Source organism: Thioalkalivibrio sp. AKL19, assembly GCF_000420165.1.
In the GTDB taxonomy this organism is placed as follows: Bacteria; Pseudomonadota; Gammaproteobacteria; order Ectothiorhodospirales; family Ectothiorhodospiraceae; genus Thioalkalivibrio.
On record NZ_ATUK01000011.1, the window covers coordinates 114,582 to 132,699 of the forward strand.

Genomic DNA, 18,118 nt, shown 5'->3' on the forward strand with positions numbered 1-18,118 from the left:
TATACGGTGGGGATCAATCCAGCGGCCACAGCAGGATCGCCAGGGCGGCAGCGAGCAGGAGCAGCAGCGCCAGGGTTGGCTGGATCCAAGCCGTCAGGTGCCGGCGCCACAGACTGCTGCGTGGCCGCGCCGCGCGCCAGGCCGCCACGGCCACGTTGTCGCCTTTGGGCCCCCCGCGCCGCGCCGCCTCGCGGGCCGCCTCGACGGCCGCGCTCTCCAGGTCCGGACGCTCCAGCAGGTCGGCGATCGCGCCCGGCCCGAACTGCTCCCAGAAACCATCCGAGCACAGCAGGAAGCGGGTGTGCCGGGTGACAGGCGCCGCATCGTATTCGACCCGGACCGGATCGACCACGCCCAGACCCTGCAGCAGCCGGTTCTGTTCCGGGTGCGTCGCCATCTGCGCCTCGCTGATCACCCCCTGGTCCACCAGTTGCTGCACCCGCGTGTGATCGCGCGTGCGGCCCTGAAGGGCGTCGCCCTCGAAGTGATACAGGCGGCTGTCGCCGCAGTGGGCCCAGACAGCGGCGTGCGGGGTGACGTACAGGGCCACGAGGGTGGTGCCGGGACGCCGCGCCGGATCCGCGCCGGCGTTCTCCAGCAAGGCCGCATGGGTCTCGTGGAACAGCGTCTCGAGCAGGGCGCGGGGATCCGCGGCCCGCCCCGCATGGCGATGCCACAGGCGCTCGGCGGTTGCCACGGCGGTTTGCGAGGCCAGCGCGCCACCCTCGTGACCGCCCATGCCATCGGCCACCAGCAGCAGGGTGCTTTGCCCGTCCGGTCCGTGCAGCACGGTCACCGCATCCTGTTGCTCGGCGCGGCCACCGACCTCCCTGGCGTATCCGGTTTCCATGTGCGTGCGGCCCCGGTGATCCCGCGACCATGATGACCGAGTTGACCGGTGGGTGACAGTCCCGGGGCCGGACCCTTACCCCGTCGCCCCGATCCAGAACTCGATGGAACGGCCGAGGAATTCGTCCCAGGTCATGTAATGCGAGCCGTCGCAGGAGAAGGTCAGGCTGACCATGCCGTTGAACAGGTTGATCGAGGCGGAGCGCAGGTACACGGTTTCGTCCGCGTAGCGCAGGGCGCGCAGGCCTTCCAGCACGCGGCCGATCTCCTCCTTCGGGATCAGTGCCTCCTCGGGGTACGGCTCGTGAGGGAAGGCCAGGCACACGTCGGGGTCGCCCAGGGATTCATGCGTCAGGATGCGGTAGCGGTAGGGGTCCTCGGTGGTCCACAGCGTGGCGCGCGAGCTGGAGAAGTGGAACACCCCCTGGAACACGCCGCGCTCGGTAAACAGCTCCTCGAGGATGGCCAGGGCGGTGTCCATGTTCTGGTCCATCAGGCTTTCGGTGCGGCTTTGCAGGAACAGCGTCCCGCGAATCGACGGGTCACCCTTGATCTGGCGCCATTCGCTCGGCTCCTCGTACAGGTCCTCGGAGAAGTCGGGCAGGTTGCGCAGGTCGAAATCCGCACCGAGAAAGCCCAGCGCGTTCCCTGCGTCGTCGCGCACCAGTTGCAGCGCGGTCAGCGAGGGCCGGCGCCCGAGCAGGCTGATGTAGGCATCCGAAAGCAGGAATCCGTTGGCGGGGACGACCTCCTTCATGTAGGGGCGCTGCGAACGGTCGCGCCCGAAGTGCTCCGGCAGCACCCCGCTGCGCGAGATGTTGTCCGAGAGCTGAATCCCCCGGGTGTTCAGGGCATACACGAAGGTTGCCTCGGGGATCTGGCGGATTGCCTCTTCCAGGATCGAGTCCAGGGCCTCGCGGTTCGGCCAGGCCGCGGAGAGACGGCTGGCAATCGCCGTCAGGGGCTCGTGCAGCTTGTCCTCGAGGTAGTCGCGCTGGTGCTCGATCGCCTTTTTCAGTTCCGTCATGGTGCGGTGTCGTCTCCTTTCGGTGCGGCGCGGATTATCCCCGATCAGGGGTTTGGTTGTCGTGAAGCCCCACGCGCGGCCTCCCGCCTGGCACTTTGGCCGGTCGACAAGGTCCGAGCAGGAACCATGCCGACGACCCGCAGACCGATGCCCGAATCCCCAGGCCCCGAGCGCACGGGCACGCTCCGTCCGGCCCGTGGCGGTGATCTCGATGCCATCAACCGTCTCGTGGCCGAGGCCATTGAGGACTGGCCGTTACCCGAGCGCGTGCGCCGGCTGGCCCTGCCGGCCTATCGCTATACCGAGGCCGACCGGATGTTCCTCGACGTGACCGTGCTGGAGCGCGAGGGCCACGTGGTGGGCGTTGCGGCCTGGGAGGCGGCCGGACCCGGGGAGCTGCCCGAGGGCGCCGCCGACGGGCTCCTGCTGCACGGCCTCTACGTCGGGCGCTCCGCCCGCGGACAGGGGGTGGGCCGGCAACTGGTCGCGGCCTGCCGCCAAGCCGCGCATGAGGCCGGCGTGGCCGGGGTGCTGGTCAAGGCCCAGGCCTCGGCCGCCGGCTTCTTCGAGGCCATGGGGTTCGTGCCGGTCCCGGTCCGGGATCGTGACCGCGACTACGAGCAGCGCTACTGGTGGCCGGGGGAGGGTGCGCCCCCGGCCGCCTGAGGTCAGCGCCGTGGACGCTGGCGCCGCCGCCGTCTGGCAAACAGGCCCGCGACGATGGCAACAGCCAGCAGCCCCAGGGGCCAGGCGTGTCCCGGGGCGCTCAGAAAGTGCGGCAGCGAGAACCCTTCGCCATGGCCGTGCCCGGGATGGGCCACAGCCGGACCGCTGGCCAGGGCAAGGAGCGTCGGGATCAGCTGGCGCATGGCAGACTCCTTCAGTCCAGTCGAGGACTCCACCTTAACGCCGGGCATGCCCGGCGTCATGCCCGGCACCGCCCCGCCTCGATGGACGCGTGAACGCTGTCATCGCGAGTCGCGAAGCGACGTGGCGATCTCCAGGACCACCGTTGCGTCGGTTTCTGCTTCCGCAGCCCCTTGCGCAGCACTCAGCAGATCCGCGGCAGCTGCTCCCCGGCCGGCAGGATCACGCGGCGTTCCACGCCGGTCGCGAGACGCCGAATCACGACCGCTTCGCCCGGTTCGGCCCGGCCGATCGCGACCGCCCCGGCGGCCACCGGAACGGACCGGAGGACCGACAGCGCCCGGTCGGCGTAATCTGCCGGGACGGCCGCCAGGAAGCGCCCCTCGCAGGCCGAATGCAGCGGGTCCAGCCCGAGGATCTCGCAGGCCCCGTGCACGTCCTCGCGTACCGGGATCGCCGCGTCGTCCAGCACCAGGCGGCAGCCGGAGGCGTCGGACAGCTCCTGCAGGGCGGCGACCGCGCCACCGCGGGTGGGGTCGCGCAGCGCATGCACGGGCACGCCGGCCTCCAGCAGTGCGGCCACGGCCTCGGCGACCGACGCGCTGTCGCTGGGGATTGCCGGCTCCAGCCCCAAGTGCTCGCGGGCGGCGAGGATGGCGACGCCGTGGCGCCCGAGGTCGCCGCTGGCCAGCAGCACGTCGCCGGGTCGGATCGCCGCCGGGTCGATTCGCGTCCCCTCGCGCACCGCCCCCACCCCGCTGGTGTTGATGTAGACGCCATCGCCATGCCCGGTCTCCACCACCTTGGTGTCGCCGGCGACCACCCGCACGCCGCATTCCTCTGCGGCCGCCTGCACCGAGGCGAGGACGCGCCGCAGGTCGTCCAGCGGCAGCCCCTCCTCCAGGATCAGGCCGAGGGTCAGCCACAGGGGGCGCGCCCCGGCCATCGCCAAGTCGTTGATCGTACCGTGCACCGCGAGCCGGCCGATGTCGCCACCGGGGAAGAACAGCGGGCGCACCACGAAGCTGTCGGTGGTCATCGCCAGACGTCCGCCCGGCGCGTCAAGTACGGCGGCATCCGCGGCGCCAAGGGCCCGGGCGCCCAGTGCTGGCAGGATCACCTCGTCCAGCAGCTTCGCCTGCATCCGCCCCCCGCCGCCATGCGTGAGGCGTACGACGTCGGTGGTCATGCCTCGCCCCGATAGTGCAGGTAGGCCGCGCAGGCCCCCTCGGAGGAGACCATGGGCGCGCCCAGCGGGGTATCCGGCGTGCAATCGCGGCCGAAGGCCGGGCAGTCGGTGGGGCGGCCCAGCCCGCGCAGCACCTGGCCGGCGATGCAGGGGCCATCCCCGATCGCCTCGGGTGGGACGAGCCCGAAACGGGCCACGGCGTCGAACCGGGCGTATTCCGGGCGCAGCCCGAGGCCGCTGGCGGGCAGGCGTCCCATGCCACGCCATTCGCGCTCGACCGGCTCGAAGACGCGAGAGACCGCAGCGCGCGCGGCTGCGTTGCCGTCGTCCGGCGCGGCCCGGTCGTAGCGGTTCTCCACCCGGGCCGCGCCGCGTTCCAGTTGCTCCACGCAGGCGTGGATCCCGGCCAGCAGGTCCACCGGCTCGAAGCCGGTCACCACGATCGGGACCCGGAAGCGTTCGGCGATCGCGTGATAGGCGGCCGCCCCCTCCACCGTGCAGACATGGCCGGCGGCCAGGAAGCCCTGGATGCGGTTGTCCGGGTCGGCCAGCAACGCCTCCATCGCCGGCGGTACCAGCGAGTGCGAGACCAGCAGCAACAGGTTGGCCAGGCCCAGGGCCTCGGCCTGCAGCACGGCGATTGCGGCGGCCGGGGCGGTGGTCTCGAAGCCCACCGCCAGCAGCACGACCTCGCGCTCCGGGTGTTCGCGCGCCAGCGCCACCGCATCCAGCGGCGAGTACATCACGCGCACCTCGCCCCCGGCCGCGCGCGCCGCGTTCAGGTCGCCCAGCGCCCCGGGCACGCGCAGCATGTCGCCGAAGGTGCAAAGCATTACCTCCGGGCGTCGGGTCAGCAGTACCGCCTGGTCCAGGGTCTCGGCCGGGGTCACGCAGACCGGGCAGCCGGGCCCGTGGATCAGCTCGACGGCGTCCGCCAGCAGTTCATCCAGGCCATGGCGCAGGATCGCGTGGGTCTGGCCGCCGCAGACCTCCATCAGCGTCCAGCGCCGGGTGCAGGTGGCGCGGATCGCTTCCACCTGGCGCAGGATCAGCGCCGGGTCGCGGTATTCGTCCAGGTGCTTCACGGGCCCTCCGGGGCGGGCGGGTCGTGCGCGGGGATTTCGCGCAGGGCCGCCAGGGTGCGTTCGGCAGCGGCCTCGTCGAGGGTGGCGATCGCGATGCCGGCGTGGACCAGCACGTAGTCGCCGGGCCCGGCCTCCGGGGTGCAGGCCAGCGAGACCACGCGCGTGACGCCACCGAAGGCTACGCGCGCCTGGCGGAACAGCGGGTCGACACCGTCCACGCTGTCGATACGACCGGGGATGGCAAGGCACATGGGCTCAGTCTCCGTTCGGGGGCACCGCGGCCCGGCGCCCGATCAGCGCCTGGCCCAGCGCCAGCCCGCCGTCATTGGGCGGGATGCGTTGCGGCCACAGCGGACGGAAGCCGGCGGCCTGCAGCGCGTCCACGCATTGTTGCAGCAACCACCGATTCTGGAAGCATCCGCCGGTCAGCGCCACGGTTGCATGCCCCCCGGCCCGGGCGGCGTCGACCGCGAATCCGGCCAGCGCCCCGTGCAGGCGGGCCGCCATGCGTCCGGGTGTCGCCGCGCCGGCATGATCGGCCAGCAGCGCGGCGACCAGCGGGTCCCAGTCGGCCCGCCACGGCGTTGTGCCCGTGCTCAGCGAAATGCCGGAGGCGTCGACCCCGCCCCCTGCGGCCTCCGCCGCCTGCTGCACGAGCATGGCCGCCTGCCCCTCGAAGCCGGCACCGGTGCGCAGCCCGTCCAGCGCCGCGACCGCGTCGAACAGCCGCCCGACGCTGGTCGTCCAGGGGGCGTGGATCCCTCGCTCCAGTGCTGCGAGCAGCGGGTGCCATTCCGCAGCGGTAAACAAGGCCCGTGCGGGGCTCGCCTCCAGCGCGGCCGGATCGCCGTCGAAGTGGGCATGCAGCAGGCCCAGCAGGGCGCGCCGGGGTTCGCGGATCGCGGCCTCGGCCCCGGGCAGGCGGAAGGGCCGCAGATGACCGCGCCGTTGAAAGCCCCCGTCGGCGTCCACTGCCAGGCATTCGCCGCCCCACAGCATGCCGTCCTCGCCGAGTCCCATGCCGTCCCAGACCAGCGCCACGGCCGGTTCGCGTACCCCGTGCTCCGCCAGGCAGGCAGCCGCGTGGGCGTGATGGTGCTGTACGGCGACGACCGGAGGCCCCCAGCCCCCGGCCAGCGACGTGGAGGCGTAGTCGGGATGCCGGTCGCAGGCGACGCGCGCGATGTCCACGCCACAGAGCTCGCCCAGTGCGCGGGCCTCGCCAGCCAGCCGGTGCAGGGCCGCATCGCTGTCCAGGTCGCCGACGTGGGCGCCGACGACCACCTCGTCCTCCAGGGCCAGGGCCGCGGCGGCCTTCAGGTGGCCCCCCAGCGCAAGGGTGACGGGCCCGGCGTCTGGCAGGGGCACTCGCAGCGGCGCATACCCGCGGCCGAGGCGCAGGCATTGAGGCCGGCCCGCGGCGATCTGGACCACCGAATCGTCCAGTGCCCGCGCGATCGGCCGGTCGTGGTCCAGGATCCCGTCCGCGATCATGCCCAGTCGGGTCACCGCCTCCGCGGTGTCGATACAAAGGGGCTCGCCGCCGCGGTTGCCCGAGGTGCAGACCAGCGGGCCGGCGAAGGCCTCCAGCAGCAGGTGATGCAGCGGCGTCGCCGGCCGCATCAGCCCCAGACGGTTGAACCCCGGCGCCACGCCGTCTGCCAGCGGGGCGCCGGGCCGGCGGTCCACCAGCACGATCGGGGCCTCCGGCGCATCCAGCAGCGTACGTTCGGCGCCGGTGGCACGTGCCACTTGGTCCAGCCAGTCGCCATCCGGCAGCATGACCGCCAGCGGCTTCTCCGGGCGCTGCTTGCGCGCGCGCAGGCGGGCCACCGCATCCTGGCGGGTCGCGTCCACCAGGAGCTGGAACCCGCCCAGACCCTTCAGCGCCAGGATCTGCCCCTCGCGCAGGGCGTTGACTGCCGCGTGCAGGGCCGCATCGCCGGTGGCGTGTTCGCTTCCGTCCGGGCCGCGCAGCGTTACCTGCGGCCCGCAGTCCGGGCAGGCCATGGCCTCCGCGTGAAAGCGCCGGTCCCCCGGGGCCTCGAACTCCGCCCGGCAGGCCGCGCACAGCGGGAACCCGTCCAGGGTGGTATGCGAGCGGTCCCAGGGCAGGGCCGTCGCTATACTCCAGCGCGGTCCGCAGGCCGTACAGGCGGTAAACGGGTAGCGGTAGCGCCTTGCCTCGGGGTCACGGATCTCGGCGCGGCAGTCGGGGCAGGGTGCACGGTCCGGTGCCAGGGCCGGCGCGCCGCCCTGCCCGGGGCCCTGAACCACGCGGAAGGTGGTATCGCCGACGGGGCGAGATGCCGTCACGGTGATCGCATCGACCCGCGCGGCCGGCGGGGCCTCCTGCTCCAGGGCAGTCCGCAGCGCGACCAGCGCGGTCTCTCGCCCCTCGGCCTCGATCACCACGCCGGACGGCGTGTTGCCCACCGAGCCGGTGATGCCGAGCCGCCGGGCCCGCTCCGCGACAAACGGCCGGAAGCCAACGCCCTGAACCCGGCCGGTGACCACCAGGTGCCAGCGCGCAGGCGACGGGGCGCGTGTCGCGGCGGCGCTCACGCCACGTCCAGGCTCCGCAGCAGGATCTGCTGGGCCTCGGGGTGGGTCTCGTCGTCCGAGGTCTCCACGTTCAGCTCGGCCCCCTCGGCGACGGTGCCGCGGGTGCCGTCCTCGAAGTGCTCGCGGAAATGCTCCGGCGTGATATGCGACAACGCGCCCAGCCATACCCGCACGCGGGTCACGCGCCGGGCGTTGTTGTCGGCCGCCACCTGCTCGATCTTGCGCATCAGATCGGCCATCAGCGAAAACTCGTGCATCCGTGTTCCCTATCCGAAAAAACAGGCGTATTCGTCTTTCTCCACCACCTGTAGCACGTCCTCCAGCGAGGCGAGTTCCGGGTGTGGGTCGTAGCCATGCCACTTCAGGTCTGCCCGTTGCCAGTAGAGTTTCCATCGGCCCGACTTGCGCACGAACGTGGCCTTGAATACCGGGTTTTCCACGATCCTCGAAGCGTCATCCATCAGCGGGCGCACCTCGTACAGCGACACGCTCTGACCTTCCAGGCGCCAGACAAAGTCCAGACGGTCTCGAACATGGGCGGGCGGTCGGCGCCTTTCCATGAACGCCTCCATCAGCTTTTCGATCCGTTTGCGCTCGAGTTCGCTCAGGGCCATTGTTATCCGTTCTCTGGTTGTAGCCGGGCCAAGGAGGGGCTTTCCAGCCGGCCTTCGCGAACGCGATGATGCCGGCGGTACCCGATAGTCTAGAGTTTGTACCACGTGCAGGCGCGGAATCGACCCGCCCGGGCACGGTTGCCCACGATCCGGTCAGGTCGCCGCGGCGCGCGACACCCCTTCAATCGCCCGGCCCAATCAGGAGCGCTCATGCAGATCCACCTGGACACCCCGGACCTGATGACCCGCGTGCGGCTGGAGTCGCGTTGGCGTTCGGCCGGCGCATCGGTTACCAGCAGTCAGGCGCCGGAGCAGCCCGACCTGGTGGTAGTCGACCTCGGCAGCCGTGGTGTGGAAGCGGTGTCGACCTGGCGCGAGCGCTACCCGGACGCAAAGATTCTCGCCTTTGGCCCGCACGTGGAAGGGGCGATGCTCAAGGCGGCGCGCCAGGCGGGCGCCGACGAGGTTGTGGTCCGTGGCAAGGTGGCCGACCGGGTCGCAGCCAAGCTGGGGGGTGATCGCGCCTGAAGGCGCTCCGGCCCCGCAATCCGGGGCCCGCGTTCACGCTGTGGTCGCGCGACGAGAGGCCGACAGGGCGCGCAGGCGGCGGCGCTGCATCTTGAGGCGATACTCCAGTTCCTTGAACTGGGTGCGCAGTTCCGTGCGCACCCAGCGATCGTTCATGGCCTCGCGCCCGGCCCGCATCTTGCGCGCCTGCACCTCCTGCCACTGGTTCACGGTATCGCGGAAACGCTGATACTCCCGCTCCACGGTTGCGCGCCAGGAGTCGTGCGCCGGCCCGGCCTGGTCGGCATTGAGCAGCCGGCGGAACTCGGTGTGCAGCCGTGCGCGCATGATCTTGAAGCGCGGTGTCCAGCGGCGGTCATACACCAGTCCCGTCCAGGCAAAAAGGTTGATCAGCCACTTCGAGGGGTCGTACTGCCACCAGCGCACCCCGTTGCGGTAGTCCGCCTGAAAGGCGTGGTGGAAGTTGTGGTACCCCTCGCCCCAGGTGAGCAGGGCGACCAGTCCGTTGTCCACGGCGGTGCTGTCGTCACTGTAGGGACGACGGCCCCACCAATGCGCCAGGGAGTTGATGAAGAACGTGAAGTGGTGGCTGAGCACCATGCGCAGAATGCCGGCCAGCAGCAGCATGCCGATCACATCCCCGAACGCCAGTCCCAGCAGCAGAGGCAGGCCCAGGTTCAGTCCCCATGCCAGGGTCCAGTAATGCCGGTGCTGCCACATCACCACCGGATCCTTCGCCAGGTCCTTCACCCGCGAATAGTCGGGCTCGCTGGTGGGCCAGTTGCGCAGCATCCAGCCCATGTGGGCGTGCCAGAAACCGCGTTTGATGGAGTGTGGATCACGCGCCACGTCATCCACGTAGCGATGATGAACACGATGCCGCGCGCCCCAGTTGTAGATGCTGTTCTGCAATGCCAGGGCACCGCTCAGCGCCAGCAGAACGCGAAAGGGCCCCCGCGCCTTGAAGGTGCGGTGCGCCCAGAGCCGGTGATAACCCACCGTGATGCCCAGCCCGCTCAGCACCAGGAGCAGGCCAAAAAACAGCCAGGCCGCGCCGCTGAAACCCTGGGTGAGCCACCACCACGGCACCAGCGTGACCGCGGCCAGGTTGGTCAGTACAAAGAAAACTGCCGGGGTCCAGGCAATCGGAGGGGAACGTTCGGACATGGTGGAGACCTGCAGGCGACCGGGGCGAGCGAAGATGCTCACCTATTCATAGTAGATGAGACCGCGACCGGCGAGTAAAAGTGCCCTCGTTCCGGACGGGCGGGCCCGGAGCGTTGCCGATGACAGTGCTTCCCCCGGAGGCGCCGCTCCGCGTCGGGCCTTTCCTGGCACGCCGGGCCCCAATGTATGATGCGGTTCCAGGGAAACACTGATGCATGCCCAAACTCGCGTTTGCGCCCCAGGTTCCCCGGTCCTGCGTTGCGGCTCCCTTGTGCAGCGTGCTGCAGGGCGGTCGCCGCGCCTTGTTCGCATGCAAGAGCGCCTCGAGCGCGAGCGTGGACATGCATCAGGGTTTCCCGAGTCTGAACGGGTGTGCCGGGCTGTCCCGCTACGGCCCCCTCGGGACTCTTCACGACGTTCCGTCACCGACGACGGCCCGTTTTCCGTACAACGATCAAAGGGAGTGATTGATGGGCCTGGGTGTGGGACTCGTGGTGCTGGCGGCCTTCTTCTGGGGGCTGTCCGGCGGGATCGGCGGCATCCTGATGGCCGAGGGCTGGGATGCCTTCGTCGTCTCCTTCTACCGTGGCGCCATCGGCCTGGTGTTCGTGCTCGCGTGGCTGGCCTGGCGGCCGGGCGGCAGCGGGCTCGGCAGTCCCAAGCTCTGGTTCTGGTCCGCGGTGGCCGGCCTGGGCGTGGCGGGCAACTTCGCGTTCTACTTCGTGAGTATCGCGAACGGCAGCGTCGCCGTCGCCGCCACGCTGATGTACACCGCCCCAGTGTTTGTCTACCTCGTGTCCTTCGCCCTGAAGCTGGAAAGCCCCACCACGCTCAAGCTGGTGGCGATCGCGCTGGTGATGGTCGGTATCGTGATGCTCACCCAGATCTACGACACCGGCGCGGGCGGCGTGACCCTCATTGGCGCTGGTGCGGGCCTGCTGGCAGGACTGTCCTACGCCATCTTCATCTTCGGCTTCAAGTACGCCGGTTCGCACGGCAGCCCGCAGGCGGTGCTTTCGATCGCCTTCGGCGTGCTCGTTTTGCTCCTGATGCTGCCGGGGGACAACACCCAGATGGTGTCCGTACTGACGACCACGGACTGGCCGCTGTTCCTGGCCCTGGGCGTATTCGGGGCCGGCCTGTCGTTCGCCTTCTACATCAACGGGCTCCGGACCACGGCACCGGCCGTCGCCTCCATCGTCGCGATGATCGAACCGGTTACCGCCACGCTGTTCGGTGTTGCGATCCTGCACGAAAGCCTGGCGCTCGTGCAGATCATCGGCATGGCCCTGATCCTGGTCACCGTCACCGCGCTGAGCGTCAAGTCCCGCGCCACCCCGCCCATTCCCGAGCGGGAGCGAGATGCCGAGTGAGCCCATTACAAGGCTCGAAATGGGCTTCCGGGGTTCCCGCAGGCGGCGCATCACCCCCCCAAGCCCTGACCGATGGACCGGCCGGCCGCGCAGGTTCTCGGCGTCAGGCTCGGTCTTCGTCGCCTTCGATCGACCGCGGCCAATAGCTCGGTTTGATGCCGAGAACCTGCCCCCCTTCCTGCGCTGGGTTGCGAAGTCGGTGATGCAATGCACCATCATGGGGCGGTCGGCATTGTCTTCTCGGCACCCGCATGCCTAAATGCATCTGAATCAGACCATCAGGGTGCGATCCATGAACGGAAGCCTCGACGAGAAGCTCGAGCCCATTTACCAGGAAGTCCTGCACCGCAACGCCGGGGAGACGGAATTCCATCAGTCTGTCCATGGCGTGCTGGAGACGCTGGGGCCGGTGCTGGTGAAGTACCCGGAGTTCGCCGAGCTCAAGATCATCCAGCGCATCTGCGAGCCCGAGCGTCAGATCATCTTTCGCGTCCCCTGGCAGGACGACAAGGGCGAGCTGCAGATCAACCGGGCCTTCCGCGTCCAGTTCAACAGTGCCCTGGGCCCCTACAAGGGGGGCATGCGTTTCCACCCCTCGGTGTACCTGGGCATCATCAAGTTCCTCGGCTTCTCGCAGGTGTTCAAGAATGCCCTCACCGGTCTGCCGATTGGCGGCGGCAAGGGCGGGAGCGACTTTGACCCGAAGGGCCGCTCCGATGCCGAAATCATGCGCTTCTGCCAGAGCCTGATGACCGAGATGTACCGCCACATCGGCGAGTACACCGACGTTCCTGCGGGTGACATCGGCGTGGGCCAGCGCGAGGTCGGCTACCTGTTCGGCCAGTACAAGCGCCTGACCAACCGCTTCGAGGCCGGCGTGTTCACCGGCAAGGGGCTCGACTGGGGTGGCAGCCGTGCACGCACCGAGGCTACCGGCTACGGCGCGGTCTTCTTCACCCACGAGATGCTCAAGGCGCGCAACGATTCGCTGGAGGGCAAGCGCGTAGTGGTCTCCGGGGCTGGCAACGTGGCGATCCATGCCACCGAGAAGGCCCAGCAGCTGGGCGCCCGGGTGATCGCCTGTTCCGACTCCCGCGGGGTCATCCTCGACGAGGCCGGTCTCGATCTGGACCTGGTGCGCCAGATCAAGGAACGCGAGCGCGGCCCGATCAGTGCCTACGCGGAGCGCAAGAAGGGCGCGAAGTACAGCGAGAACGGCAGTATCTGGGAGATCCCCTGCGATGTGGCCCTGCCGTGTGCCACCCAGAACGAGCTGACCGGCAAGGACGCCAGGGCCCTGGTCGAAAACGGCTGCATCGCGGTCGCCGAGGGCGCCAACATGCCCGTCACCCCGGAGGGTATCCAGACCTTCCGCGAGGCCGGGATCGCCTTTGGCCCCGGGAAGGCCGCGAATGCCGGCGGTGTGGCAACCAGTGCGCTGGAGATGCAGCAGAATGCGAGCCGGGACTCCTGGACCTTCGAATACACCGAGGCGCGCCTGCAGGAGATCATGGCCAACATCCACTGCACCTGCCACGAAACGGCCGAGGAATACGGCTCGCCCGGCAACTACACGGTCGGCGCCAACATCGCCGGCTTCGTGAAGGTCGCCCGCGCCATGGAGGCGATGGGCCATATCTGAGCCTATCCCCCGGGGTCCCAACGCAAATGTTCGAGTTGCGTTTCCTTAAGCCTCTTGACCGTTAGGATGACGGCAGAGGTACAGGGTACGGCCTGAACCTCAATTCGCGTGGGGGGCGATTACCGAAACGTTCCGCTCGCGCCTTCGCCGTCAGAATCCTTGTCGGTGGCCTTCAGCATGGCGCGAATGCGGTCGATGTGGACTTGAGAATCCCGAGCCCGCTGGGAGACCGACGAGACGCCTGTTTTACTTTCATTCTTGCTCATGGTGACCAGCAGATTCTGGCGCTCTTCGAACATTCTCAGCGCTACCCAGAGCGTTTCCTCAATCTTTGCATTCTGTTGTGTTAGAAGCACCGAGGAGGTAAACGCGTGGCCCGTATGACAGCGATACCGTAGAATGCTCCCTTCCTCAATTTGCCATAACACCCCACCACAGTCCGGGCAGTTGTACGGCACCTGATCGCCGAGCGCCTCGACCGAAGGCAAATCGCTCAGCACCCGCTCCGCGATCTTGGCCTCGATCATGATGTCTTCCGGAACCGGCCCGCTCTCCGGTAGCTGTCTCCGCAAAAGGTCGGATAGCAGCGCCCCCATGCCGGCGATCGGCACGCAATGATCGGCCCCAACATTCGCGATGACCGATTGTGGCATGTCCGGATAAGCCGCATCCGCGGGGTCTTGTGCAATGCAGACGCCGCCGCATTTCTTGATGGCCATCATGCCGCTGGTGCCGTCATCCAGGTATCCCGTCAGGATGACGCCTATGACTCGGTTGCCATAGGCCACGGCCGCGGAACGAAACAGTGGATCAATAGCGGGCCGGGAACGGTTCTCCCTGGCACCTTTGGTAATGAGGATCTTTCCCTTCGCGATCAGCATGTGCTGATCGGATGGCGCCAGATAAATAGAGCCGTTCTCGAACGTCTGCTGATGGCGCGCCTGTACGCAGGTCAGAACGCCGCTCTCGTTCAAGGCCTTGACCAGCGCCTGACCGGTATTGTCCGCGCTCATGTGATTGACGATAAAAACGGGCGCTGGAAGATCCTTCGGGAACTGTGCGACGAGCTTCGTCAATGCGTCCATGCCCCCGGCGGAGGCGCCAATAACAATGACCATCGAACGGCTGTTTTCCGTCATCGCTATTCCCGTCAATGGACCAGGTTCGGGAAGCTTGGCGTCGCGCGACCTAATCTAAGACGTTGGATCAATATATCGACCGTCCTCAATATAGTCCTGAGAGATCTGCAAACGCAAAAGGGACCGCGCGAAGCGCGAAGGGGGTCCGATTCCGGCTTTTCGACAATCGCTCATGCACCCGCTCCTCCACGATCAATGCCAAAGGCATCGCGGCGCGCACCAAGATCGACACTCCGAACGGCCTGCGGATAGACCCGGAGCGGGTAGACCCGGGATTCCGCGTGAATCCATCGGCCCCGTGCGGAATGGGCCTGGCCATCACCGTGTTCCGGCAAACACTCGCATCTACCGTGGGCAGCGCCTCATCGGCCTTCGTCCGAATACACCGAGGCGCGCCTGCAGGAGGTCATGGCCAATATCCACCGGACCTGCCACGAAACGGTCGAGGACTACGGCTCGCCCGGCAACTACACGGTCGGCGCCAACATCGCCGGCTTCGTGAAGGTCGCGCGCGCCATGGAGGCGATGGGCCATATCGGAGCTCGCCCGCGCTGGGTGCGCCGAGGCTCCACGCCGGGTCCCGGGCGTATACCGCGTGCCGGATTCCACCCGCACATTCGACACGCCGGCTGGCCCTGGCCCCTGCTTTCGTTTACGCGGGACAGCCTGGGGTACGCGCCCGCTTGACGCCGACGGTGGGTCAGTCAGGCGGCCACCCCGACCAGGTCGTGAAGTCGGCCGCCGCCATGGGCTTCGCGTAGTAATAGCCCTGGGCGAAGCGGTAGTTGTGTGAGCGCAGGAAGGCCACGTGCACCGCGTTCTCCACGCCCTCGCCGAGGGCGTGGATGTGAAGGTGGCTGCTCAATTGCGACAGGCTTGCCACGACACCCGCCCCGCGCCCATCCGGTGTCTGCGAGACAAAACTCCGGTCGACCTTGATGATGCTGAACGGCATGTCGATCAGCCGCCTCAGCGACGAATAACCCGTGCCGAAGTCGTCCAGGGCGAGGGGAAAGCCCGCGGCCGCGAGCGCGTCGATGGCGTGGATCACTTCGTCCAGGCCGTGTTCCAGCGCACTCTCGGTAATTTCCAGTTTCACGTGCGCTGGCAAGACGCCCACTTCCCGCGCGATGGCGCTGAAGTGGGCGGCGATGTCCGGATCCCGCAGCTGGGCCGGGGCGACGTTAACGGACACCCAGAATGCCGTGTTGCCCGGGTGCGCCTGCCAGCGATGCAGCTGGCGGCAGGCCTCCTCGAAGACCTGGGTACCGAGACGACCCATCAGCCCCAGCTCTTCGGCAAGGGGGATGAAGTGATCCGGCCCGATGGGGGCCTGGCCGTCCGGCTGGGGCCAGCGTGCCAGGGCCTCGGCCCCCACCACCTCGCCGCTGGCCAAATCCACAATCGGTTGGTAGTGCAGCACCAGTTCCCGCTCGGTGACGGCACGCTGCAGCTTGCTCTCGAACTTGATCTGCTGGCGTTGTGCCGGCTTGATCGTGTGATCCGCCCAGCGCACGAGCTCCGTGTCGCTGTTGGCCCCGCGTTGCGTGACCTCCTCCGCGCGGAGCACGAGTTCCTGTGCGTCGCGGCTGTCGGGCGGCGCGCGGGCGACCCCCGCGTAAACCTGGACCTGGAGCGTGTCACCGGCGACCTCGAAGCCCGCTTCCGTCACGGCGGCGACCAGCGCATGGGCCCGTGCCATCAGGTGACGATCCGCGTCGTCGGCCACATCGGTAGCCGCCGAGATGAGGATCGCGAAGGTGTGCTCGTGGGAGCGCGCAAGGGATTCGTTGGCCTCGAGCCGGCTACCGAGGCGCTCGCCGATATCGCTCAAGAGCTGATCGATGGCCTCGATGCCGTAGGCCTGGTCGACGCGGCTCAGGCGTCTGAAGCGCAATGACACGATCCCCGTCACCGAATGCGCGGCTTCCGCCTCGTCAATGAGGCGCTGGAGCCGCAACAACATGCCCCGGTGGTTCAGGGCGCCGGTGATCGGGTCGTGGTTGGTTCCGGCCGCGTGCAGGAAGGCGCTCAATCGCCGGGTCTGGATGGTCAGGCTATCCTGAGGCGGGCGCCGTTCCGAGACCTCTCGCTGCACGGAAAAGAAATACTCGATCCCTTCGCCTTCCGGGCGCAAGGGCGTGATGGTCCACTCGACCTGGTATGGCGTGCCGTCCTTGCGGTAATGCCAGGTGCACCCCTCGAAGGAATCGCCAGCGCGCAAGTTTGCCTTGAGCCGCTCCAGGACCGAACGTTCGGTCGCCTCCCCCTGCAGGATGCGGGGAGAGGCGCCGAGGACCTCTTCGCGCGTATAGCCCGTCATGCGCTCGAAGGCATCATTGACGTAAACGAATGTCGGCCCGGGCGGGTCCAGCTCGGCGGTGGTGATGACCACCGCGTAATCGGTCTGCCCAATGATCGCTTCCAGGATGCTGGGTTTGTCACCCGATTCCATTCGTTCCCCCCTCAAGGTAACGGTGGTCGTACAAGGGGGCCGATGCACCCGCACACAAAAAAGCACATCAACTCATTCTCCTTATAGCAGAGTGGGTACAACGGCGACCCTTGTCCAATATTCGCTACAGGTGACCCGCGGGCCGGACCCGTGGGAGCCGTACCCGGGTCCGAATACCTCCGCCCATGGGGCCTGCCTTCCGCTTGCCAGACCTCGGCAGTGGCAAAAAGGCAAGGTATGACCCCGGGACCTTTCCGGGACCTTTCGGCTGGAGGTTTCGGGGTCACCCAGTCGTCCGATCCCGCTTGTGTTCAAGAAAGGTCCGAAAATCAACGCCAACGGGTGTTGTCGGTATCGCGTTAACATTAAATCCGCTTGTTGCTCACCGATCCGGATGGGTGAACAACAAGTGTGCGCCCTTTCCCGTAACACCTGCGGGGCCGCGGAAGGGGGCGGCAATCTGGCGTTGGGCTGAGCCGATTCAGCGAGCCGGGCGGGATCGGGGCACAGCCTCGGCGAGGTTGTCCGTGATTCGTGTGATGACCCGGGCCAGGGTATCGCGGACCTCTGGCGAGAGGCCGACGCCGTCTTCGAGGCGGGCGGGTTCGATGCCGTGGACGATGAGGGTGTCCGGGAGTTCGCCGAGGGAACGGGCGAGTTCGACGGCCTCGGCGAGGCCGATGCCGTGGGAGGAGTAGCGGGCGCCGCGCGGCAGCGGCTCGCGGGCGTCCAGGCGGTGGAGGGTGCCGGGGGCGGCGCCGGTGACGATGGCGTCGACCAGGATGACGGGGTCGTGGCCCTGCCACAGCTCCATGAGCTCGGCGGGCTCGCCGCTGCAGGCGGCGGTTGTGAGGCCCGGGGTACCGGCGAGCGCGGCGACGACGGCGTGGCCGACGCCGTCGTCGCCGCGCCAGGGGTTACCGATGCCGATGACGAGAGGGCCCTTGGTGGCAGTCACTGGGAATGCCTCCGTGGGATCGTCCACTGGCGTGAATGGTCGATGACCGTGGCGATTCTCATCGGCCGTCTACCCGGGCATGGGGCTGGCTGGAACAGCAACAGGTACAGGCGTAATCTGAAGGGCCACCGTGCCAAGTGGTTAGTGATGGATATGGCGGCCGTCGACTTTGAAAAAATATTGGACCAGGCTCGTGCGCTCCCGGAATCGGAGCGTGCGCGCTTGGTGCATGACCTGGTGGAAACCCTGGATGGTTCACCGGACAAGGAGGCCGCCTCGGCATGGGAGCAGGAGATTTCCCGCCGCCTTGCAGAGGTCGAGAGCGGGGATGAGAGGACCCTCTCGCGTGAGGAATTGAATCGGCGTTTGCGGGACCGCACTGGATGAGCATGGATGCCCACACTGGAGATCGTCTCCGCCGCGGCAGATGAAGCGGAAGCGGCGACGGACTGGTACGAACATGAACTGCCCGGGCTCGGGTGGCAGTTTCGCGAGGCGCTGAACGCGGGCCTGGAGCTGCTGTAAGAAGGTTGGGTCTCCGGCAGTCCCATGCCGGGCCGCCTGGGCCGGAAAGGCGTGCGCCGGCTGGTGTTGCGCCGCTTTCCGTTCGACATCGTCTTCCTTCGCACTTCCCGTCGCATCATCGTTCTGGCATTTGCA

At 68.1% G+C, this 18,118-nt stretch carries 19 protein-coding genes and 1 pseudogene; 7 read left to right on the forward strand and 13 right to left on the reverse strand.

Translation table 11 applies throughout. The annotated features are described in order from the left end of the window. Positions 1-13 precede the first annotated feature (13 nt). Positions 14-850 carry a PP2C family serine/threonine-protein phosphatase gene (locus tag F817_RS0105550; protein WP_024326716.1) on the reverse strand — a complete coding sequence of 279 codons (837 nt, stop codon included), beginning with the start codon at positions 848-850 and terminating at the stop codon, positions 14-16. Between the two features lie 75 nt (positions 851-925). Further along, positions 926-1,876 carry a PDC sensor domain-containing protein gene (locus F817_RS0105555; protein WP_024326717.1) on the reverse strand — a complete coding sequence of 317 codons (951 nt, stop codon included), beginning with the start codon at positions 1,874-1,876 and terminating at the stop codon, positions 926-928. Positions 1,877-2,023: 147 nt separating this feature from the next. Between F817_RS0105555 and F817_RS0105560 the strand changes: the two genes are divergently transcribed. Then, complete coding sequence (locus tag F817_RS0105560) at positions 2,024-2,542, forward strand: GNAT family N-acetyltransferase (RefSeq protein ID WP_024326718.1); 519 nt, start codon at positions 2,024-2,026, stop codon at positions 2,540-2,542. A 2-nt stretch (positions 2,543-2,544) separates the two neighbouring features. Here the strand turns inward: F817_RS0105560 and F817_RS0105565 are convergent, their stop codons facing one another. The 7 genes from F817_RS0105565 to F817_RS0105595 form a co-directional block, all read right to left on the reverse strand. Then, positions 2,545-2,793, reverse strand: a complete 249-nt coding sequence (locus tag F817_RS0105565) for a hypothetical protein (protein WP_231369393.1) — start codon at positions 2,791-2,793, stop codon at positions 2,545-2,547. 134 nt (positions 2,794-2,927) lie between these two features. Continuing rightward, positions 2,928-3,932 carry a hydrogenase expression/formation protein HypE gene (hypE, locus tag F817_RS0105570; RefSeq protein ID WP_024326720.1) on the reverse strand — a complete coding sequence of 335 codons (1,005 nt, stop codon included), beginning with the start codon at positions 3,930-3,932 and terminating at the stop codon, positions 2,928-2,930. After that, on the reverse strand, positions 3,929-5,017 hold the full coding sequence (hypD, locus tag F817_RS0105575; protein WP_024326721.1) for a hydrogenase formation protein HypD: 1,089 nt from the start codon (positions 5,015-5,017) through the stop codon (positions 3,929-3,931). The genes hypE and hypD overlap by 4 nt, the downstream gene beginning before the upstream one ends. After that, a complete protein-coding gene (locus tag F817_RS0105580) occupies positions 5,014-5,268 on the reverse strand; it encodes a HypC/HybG/HupF family hydrogenase formation chaperone (protein ID WP_018168829.1) in 255 nt (84 codons plus the stop codon). The genes hypD and F817_RS0105580 overlap by 4 nt, the downstream gene beginning before the upstream one ends. Before the next feature lie 4 nt (positions 5,269-5,272). Then, a complete protein-coding gene (gene hypF / locus F817_RS0105585; protein WP_024326722.1) occupies positions 5,273-7,582 on the reverse strand; it encodes a carbamoyltransferase HypF in 2,310 nt (769 codons plus the stop codon). Beyond that, a complete protein-coding gene (locus tag F817_RS0105590; RefSeq protein ID WP_024326723.1) occupies positions 7,579-7,839 on the reverse strand; it encodes a hydrogenase maturation nickel metallochaperone HypA in 261 nt (86 codons plus the stop codon). Before F817_RS0105590 ends, hypF begins: the two co-directional genes overlap by 4 nt. A gap of 9 nt (positions 7,840-7,848) precedes the next feature. Beyond that, positions 7,849-8,196, reverse strand: coding sequence for a DUF3024 domain-containing protein (locus tag F817_RS0105595; protein WP_018649599.1), 348 nt, complete (start codon positions 8,194-8,196; stop codon positions 7,849-7,851). A gap of 210 nt (positions 8,197-8,406) precedes the next feature. Here F817_RS0105595 and F817_RS0105600 point away from each other — a divergent pair, with 210 nt between their 5' ends. Beyond that, positions 8,407-8,724: a response regulator transcription factor gene (locus F817_RS0105600; protein WP_018144999.1), complete on the forward strand. Its 318-nt coding sequence runs from the start codon at positions 8,407-8,409 to the stop codon at positions 8,722-8,724. A 33-nt stretch (positions 8,725-8,757) separates the two neighbouring features. On the opposite strand, the gene F817_RS0105605 is transcribed toward F817_RS0105600, so the two are convergent. Then, positions 8,758-9,891 carry an acyl-CoA desaturase gene (locus tag F817_RS0105605; RefSeq protein ID WP_024326724.1) on the reverse strand — a complete coding sequence of 378 codons (1,134 nt, stop codon included), beginning with the start codon at positions 9,889-9,891 and terminating at the stop codon, positions 8,758-8,760. Between the two features lie 470 nt (positions 9,892-10,361). Here F817_RS0105605 and F817_RS0105610 point away from each other — a divergent pair, with 470 nt between their 5' ends. Next, a complete protein-coding gene (locus F817_RS0105610) occupies positions 10,362-11,264 on the forward strand; it encodes a DMT family transporter (RefSeq protein ID WP_024326725.1) in 903 nt (300 codons plus the stop codon). A 292-nt stretch (positions 11,265-11,556) separates the two neighbouring features. Then, the gene (gdhA, locus tag F817_RS0105615; protein WP_024326726.1) at positions 11,557-12,906 is read left to right on the forward strand and encodes an NADP-specific glutamate dehydrogenase; all 1,350 of its coding nucleotides are present in this window, start codon (positions 11,557-11,559) and stop codon (positions 12,904-12,906) included. 119 nt (positions 12,907-13,025) lie between these two features. Here gdhA and F817_RS0105620 read toward each other — a convergent pair whose 3' ends face one another. Continuing rightward, entirely contained in the window at positions 13,026-14,045 is a 1,020-nt protein-coding gene (locus F817_RS0105620; RefSeq protein WP_024326727.1) for a chemotaxis protein CheB, read from the reverse strand. A gap of 378 nt (positions 14,046-14,423) precedes the next feature. On the opposite strand from F817_RS0105620, the pseudogene F817_RS14525 reads away from it, so the two are divergent. Next, a pseudogene (locus tag F817_RS14525) lies at positions 14,424-14,582 on the forward strand (glutamate dehydrogenase); the annotation flags it as partial. Between the two features lie 163 nt (positions 14,583-14,745). On the opposite strand, the gene F817_RS0105630 reads toward F817_RS14525, so the two are convergent. Next, positions 14,746-16,500, reverse strand: a complete 1,755-nt coding sequence (locus tag F817_RS0105630) for a bifunctional diguanylate cyclase/phosphodiesterase (protein WP_024326729.1) — start codon at positions 16,498-16,500, stop codon at positions 14,746-14,748. Between the two features lie 481 nt (positions 16,501-16,981). After that, positions 16,982-17,458, reverse strand: a complete 477-nt coding sequence (locus F817_RS0105635) for a hydrogenase maturation protease (RefSeq protein ID WP_024326730.1) — start codon at positions 17,456-17,458, stop codon at positions 16,982-16,984. Between the two features lie 42 nt (positions 17,459-17,500). Between F817_RS0105635 and F817_RS0105640 the strand changes: the two genes are divergently transcribed. Both F817_RS0105640 and F817_RS14745 read left to right on the forward strand, forming a co-directional pair. After that, complete coding sequence (locus F817_RS0105640) at positions 17,501-17,845, forward strand: addiction module protein (protein WP_231369394.1); 345 nt, start codon at positions 17,501-17,503, stop codon at positions 17,843-17,845. 6 nt (positions 17,846-17,851) lie between these two features. After that, complete coding sequence (locus tag F817_RS14745; RefSeq protein ID WP_255346993.1) at positions 17,852-17,983, forward strand: hypothetical protein; 132 nt, start codon at positions 17,852-17,854, stop codon at positions 17,981-17,983. Positions 17,984-18,118: the final 135 nt, after the last annotated feature.

Bases quoted from the DNA above. Each gene is read 5' to 3' on its own strand.
- F817_RS0105580 (WP_018168829.1), bottom strand. From the start codon at position 5,268: ATGTGCCTTGCCATCCCCGGTCGTATCGACAGCGTGGACGGTGTCGAC.
- F817_RS0105595 (WP_018649599.1), bottom strand. From the start codon at position 8,196: ATGGCCCTGAGCGAACTCGAGCGCAAACGGATCGAAAAGCTGATGGAG.
- F817_RS0105620 (WP_024326727.1), bottom strand. From the start codon at position 14,045: ATGACGGAAAACAGCCGTTCGATGGTCATTGTTATTGGCGCCTCCGCC.
- F817_RS0105565 (WP_231369393.1), bottom strand. From the start codon at position 2,793: ATGCCCGGCGTTAAGGTGGAGTCCTCGACTGGACTGAAGGAGTCTGCC.
- gdhA (WP_024326726.1), top strand. From the start codon at position 11,557: ATGAACGGAAGCCTCGACGAGAAGCTCGAGCCCATTTACCAGGAAGTC.
- hypE (WP_024326720.1), bottom strand. From the start codon at position 3,932: ATGACCACCGACGTCGTACGCCTCACGCATGGCGGCGGGGGGCGGATG.
- F817_RS14745 (WP_255346993.1), top strand. From the start codon at position 17,852: ATGCCCACACTGGAGATCGTCTCCGCCGCGGCAGATGAAGCGGAAGCG.
- F817_RS0105640 (WP_231369394.1), top strand. From the start codon at position 17,501: ATGACCGTGGCGATTCTCATCGGCCGTCTACCCGGGCATGGGGCTGGC.
- F817_RS0105610 (WP_024326725.1), top strand. From the start codon at position 10,362: ATGGGCCTGGGTGTGGGACTCGTGGTGCTGGCGGCCTTCTTCTGGGGG.
- F817_RS0105555 (WP_024326717.1), bottom strand. From the start codon at position 1,876: ATGACGGAACTGAAAAAGGCGATCGAGCACCAGCGCGACTACCTCGAG.
- F817_RS0105600 (WP_018144999.1), top strand. From the start codon at position 8,407: ATGCAGATCCACCTGGACACCCCGGACCTGATGACCCGCGTGCGGCTG.
- F817_RS0105550 (WP_024326716.1), bottom strand. From the start codon at position 850: ATGGAAACCGGATACGCCAGGGAGGTCGGTGGCCGCGCCGAGCAACAG.
- F817_RS0105590 (WP_024326723.1), bottom strand. From the start codon at position 7,839: ATGCACGAGTTTTCGCTGATGGCCGATCTGATGCGCAAGATCGAGCAG.
- F817_RS0105560 (WP_024326718.1), top strand. From the start codon at position 2,024: ATGCCCGAATCCCCAGGCCCCGAGCGCACGGGCACGCTCCGTCCGGCC.
- F817_RS0105605 (WP_024326724.1), bottom strand. From the start codon at position 9,891: ATGTCCGAACGTTCCCCTCCGATTGCCTGGACCCCGGCAGTTTTCTTT.
- F817_RS0105630 (WP_024326729.1), bottom strand. From the start codon at position 16,500: ATGGAATCGGGTGACAAACCCAGCATCCTGGAAGCGATCATTGGGCAG.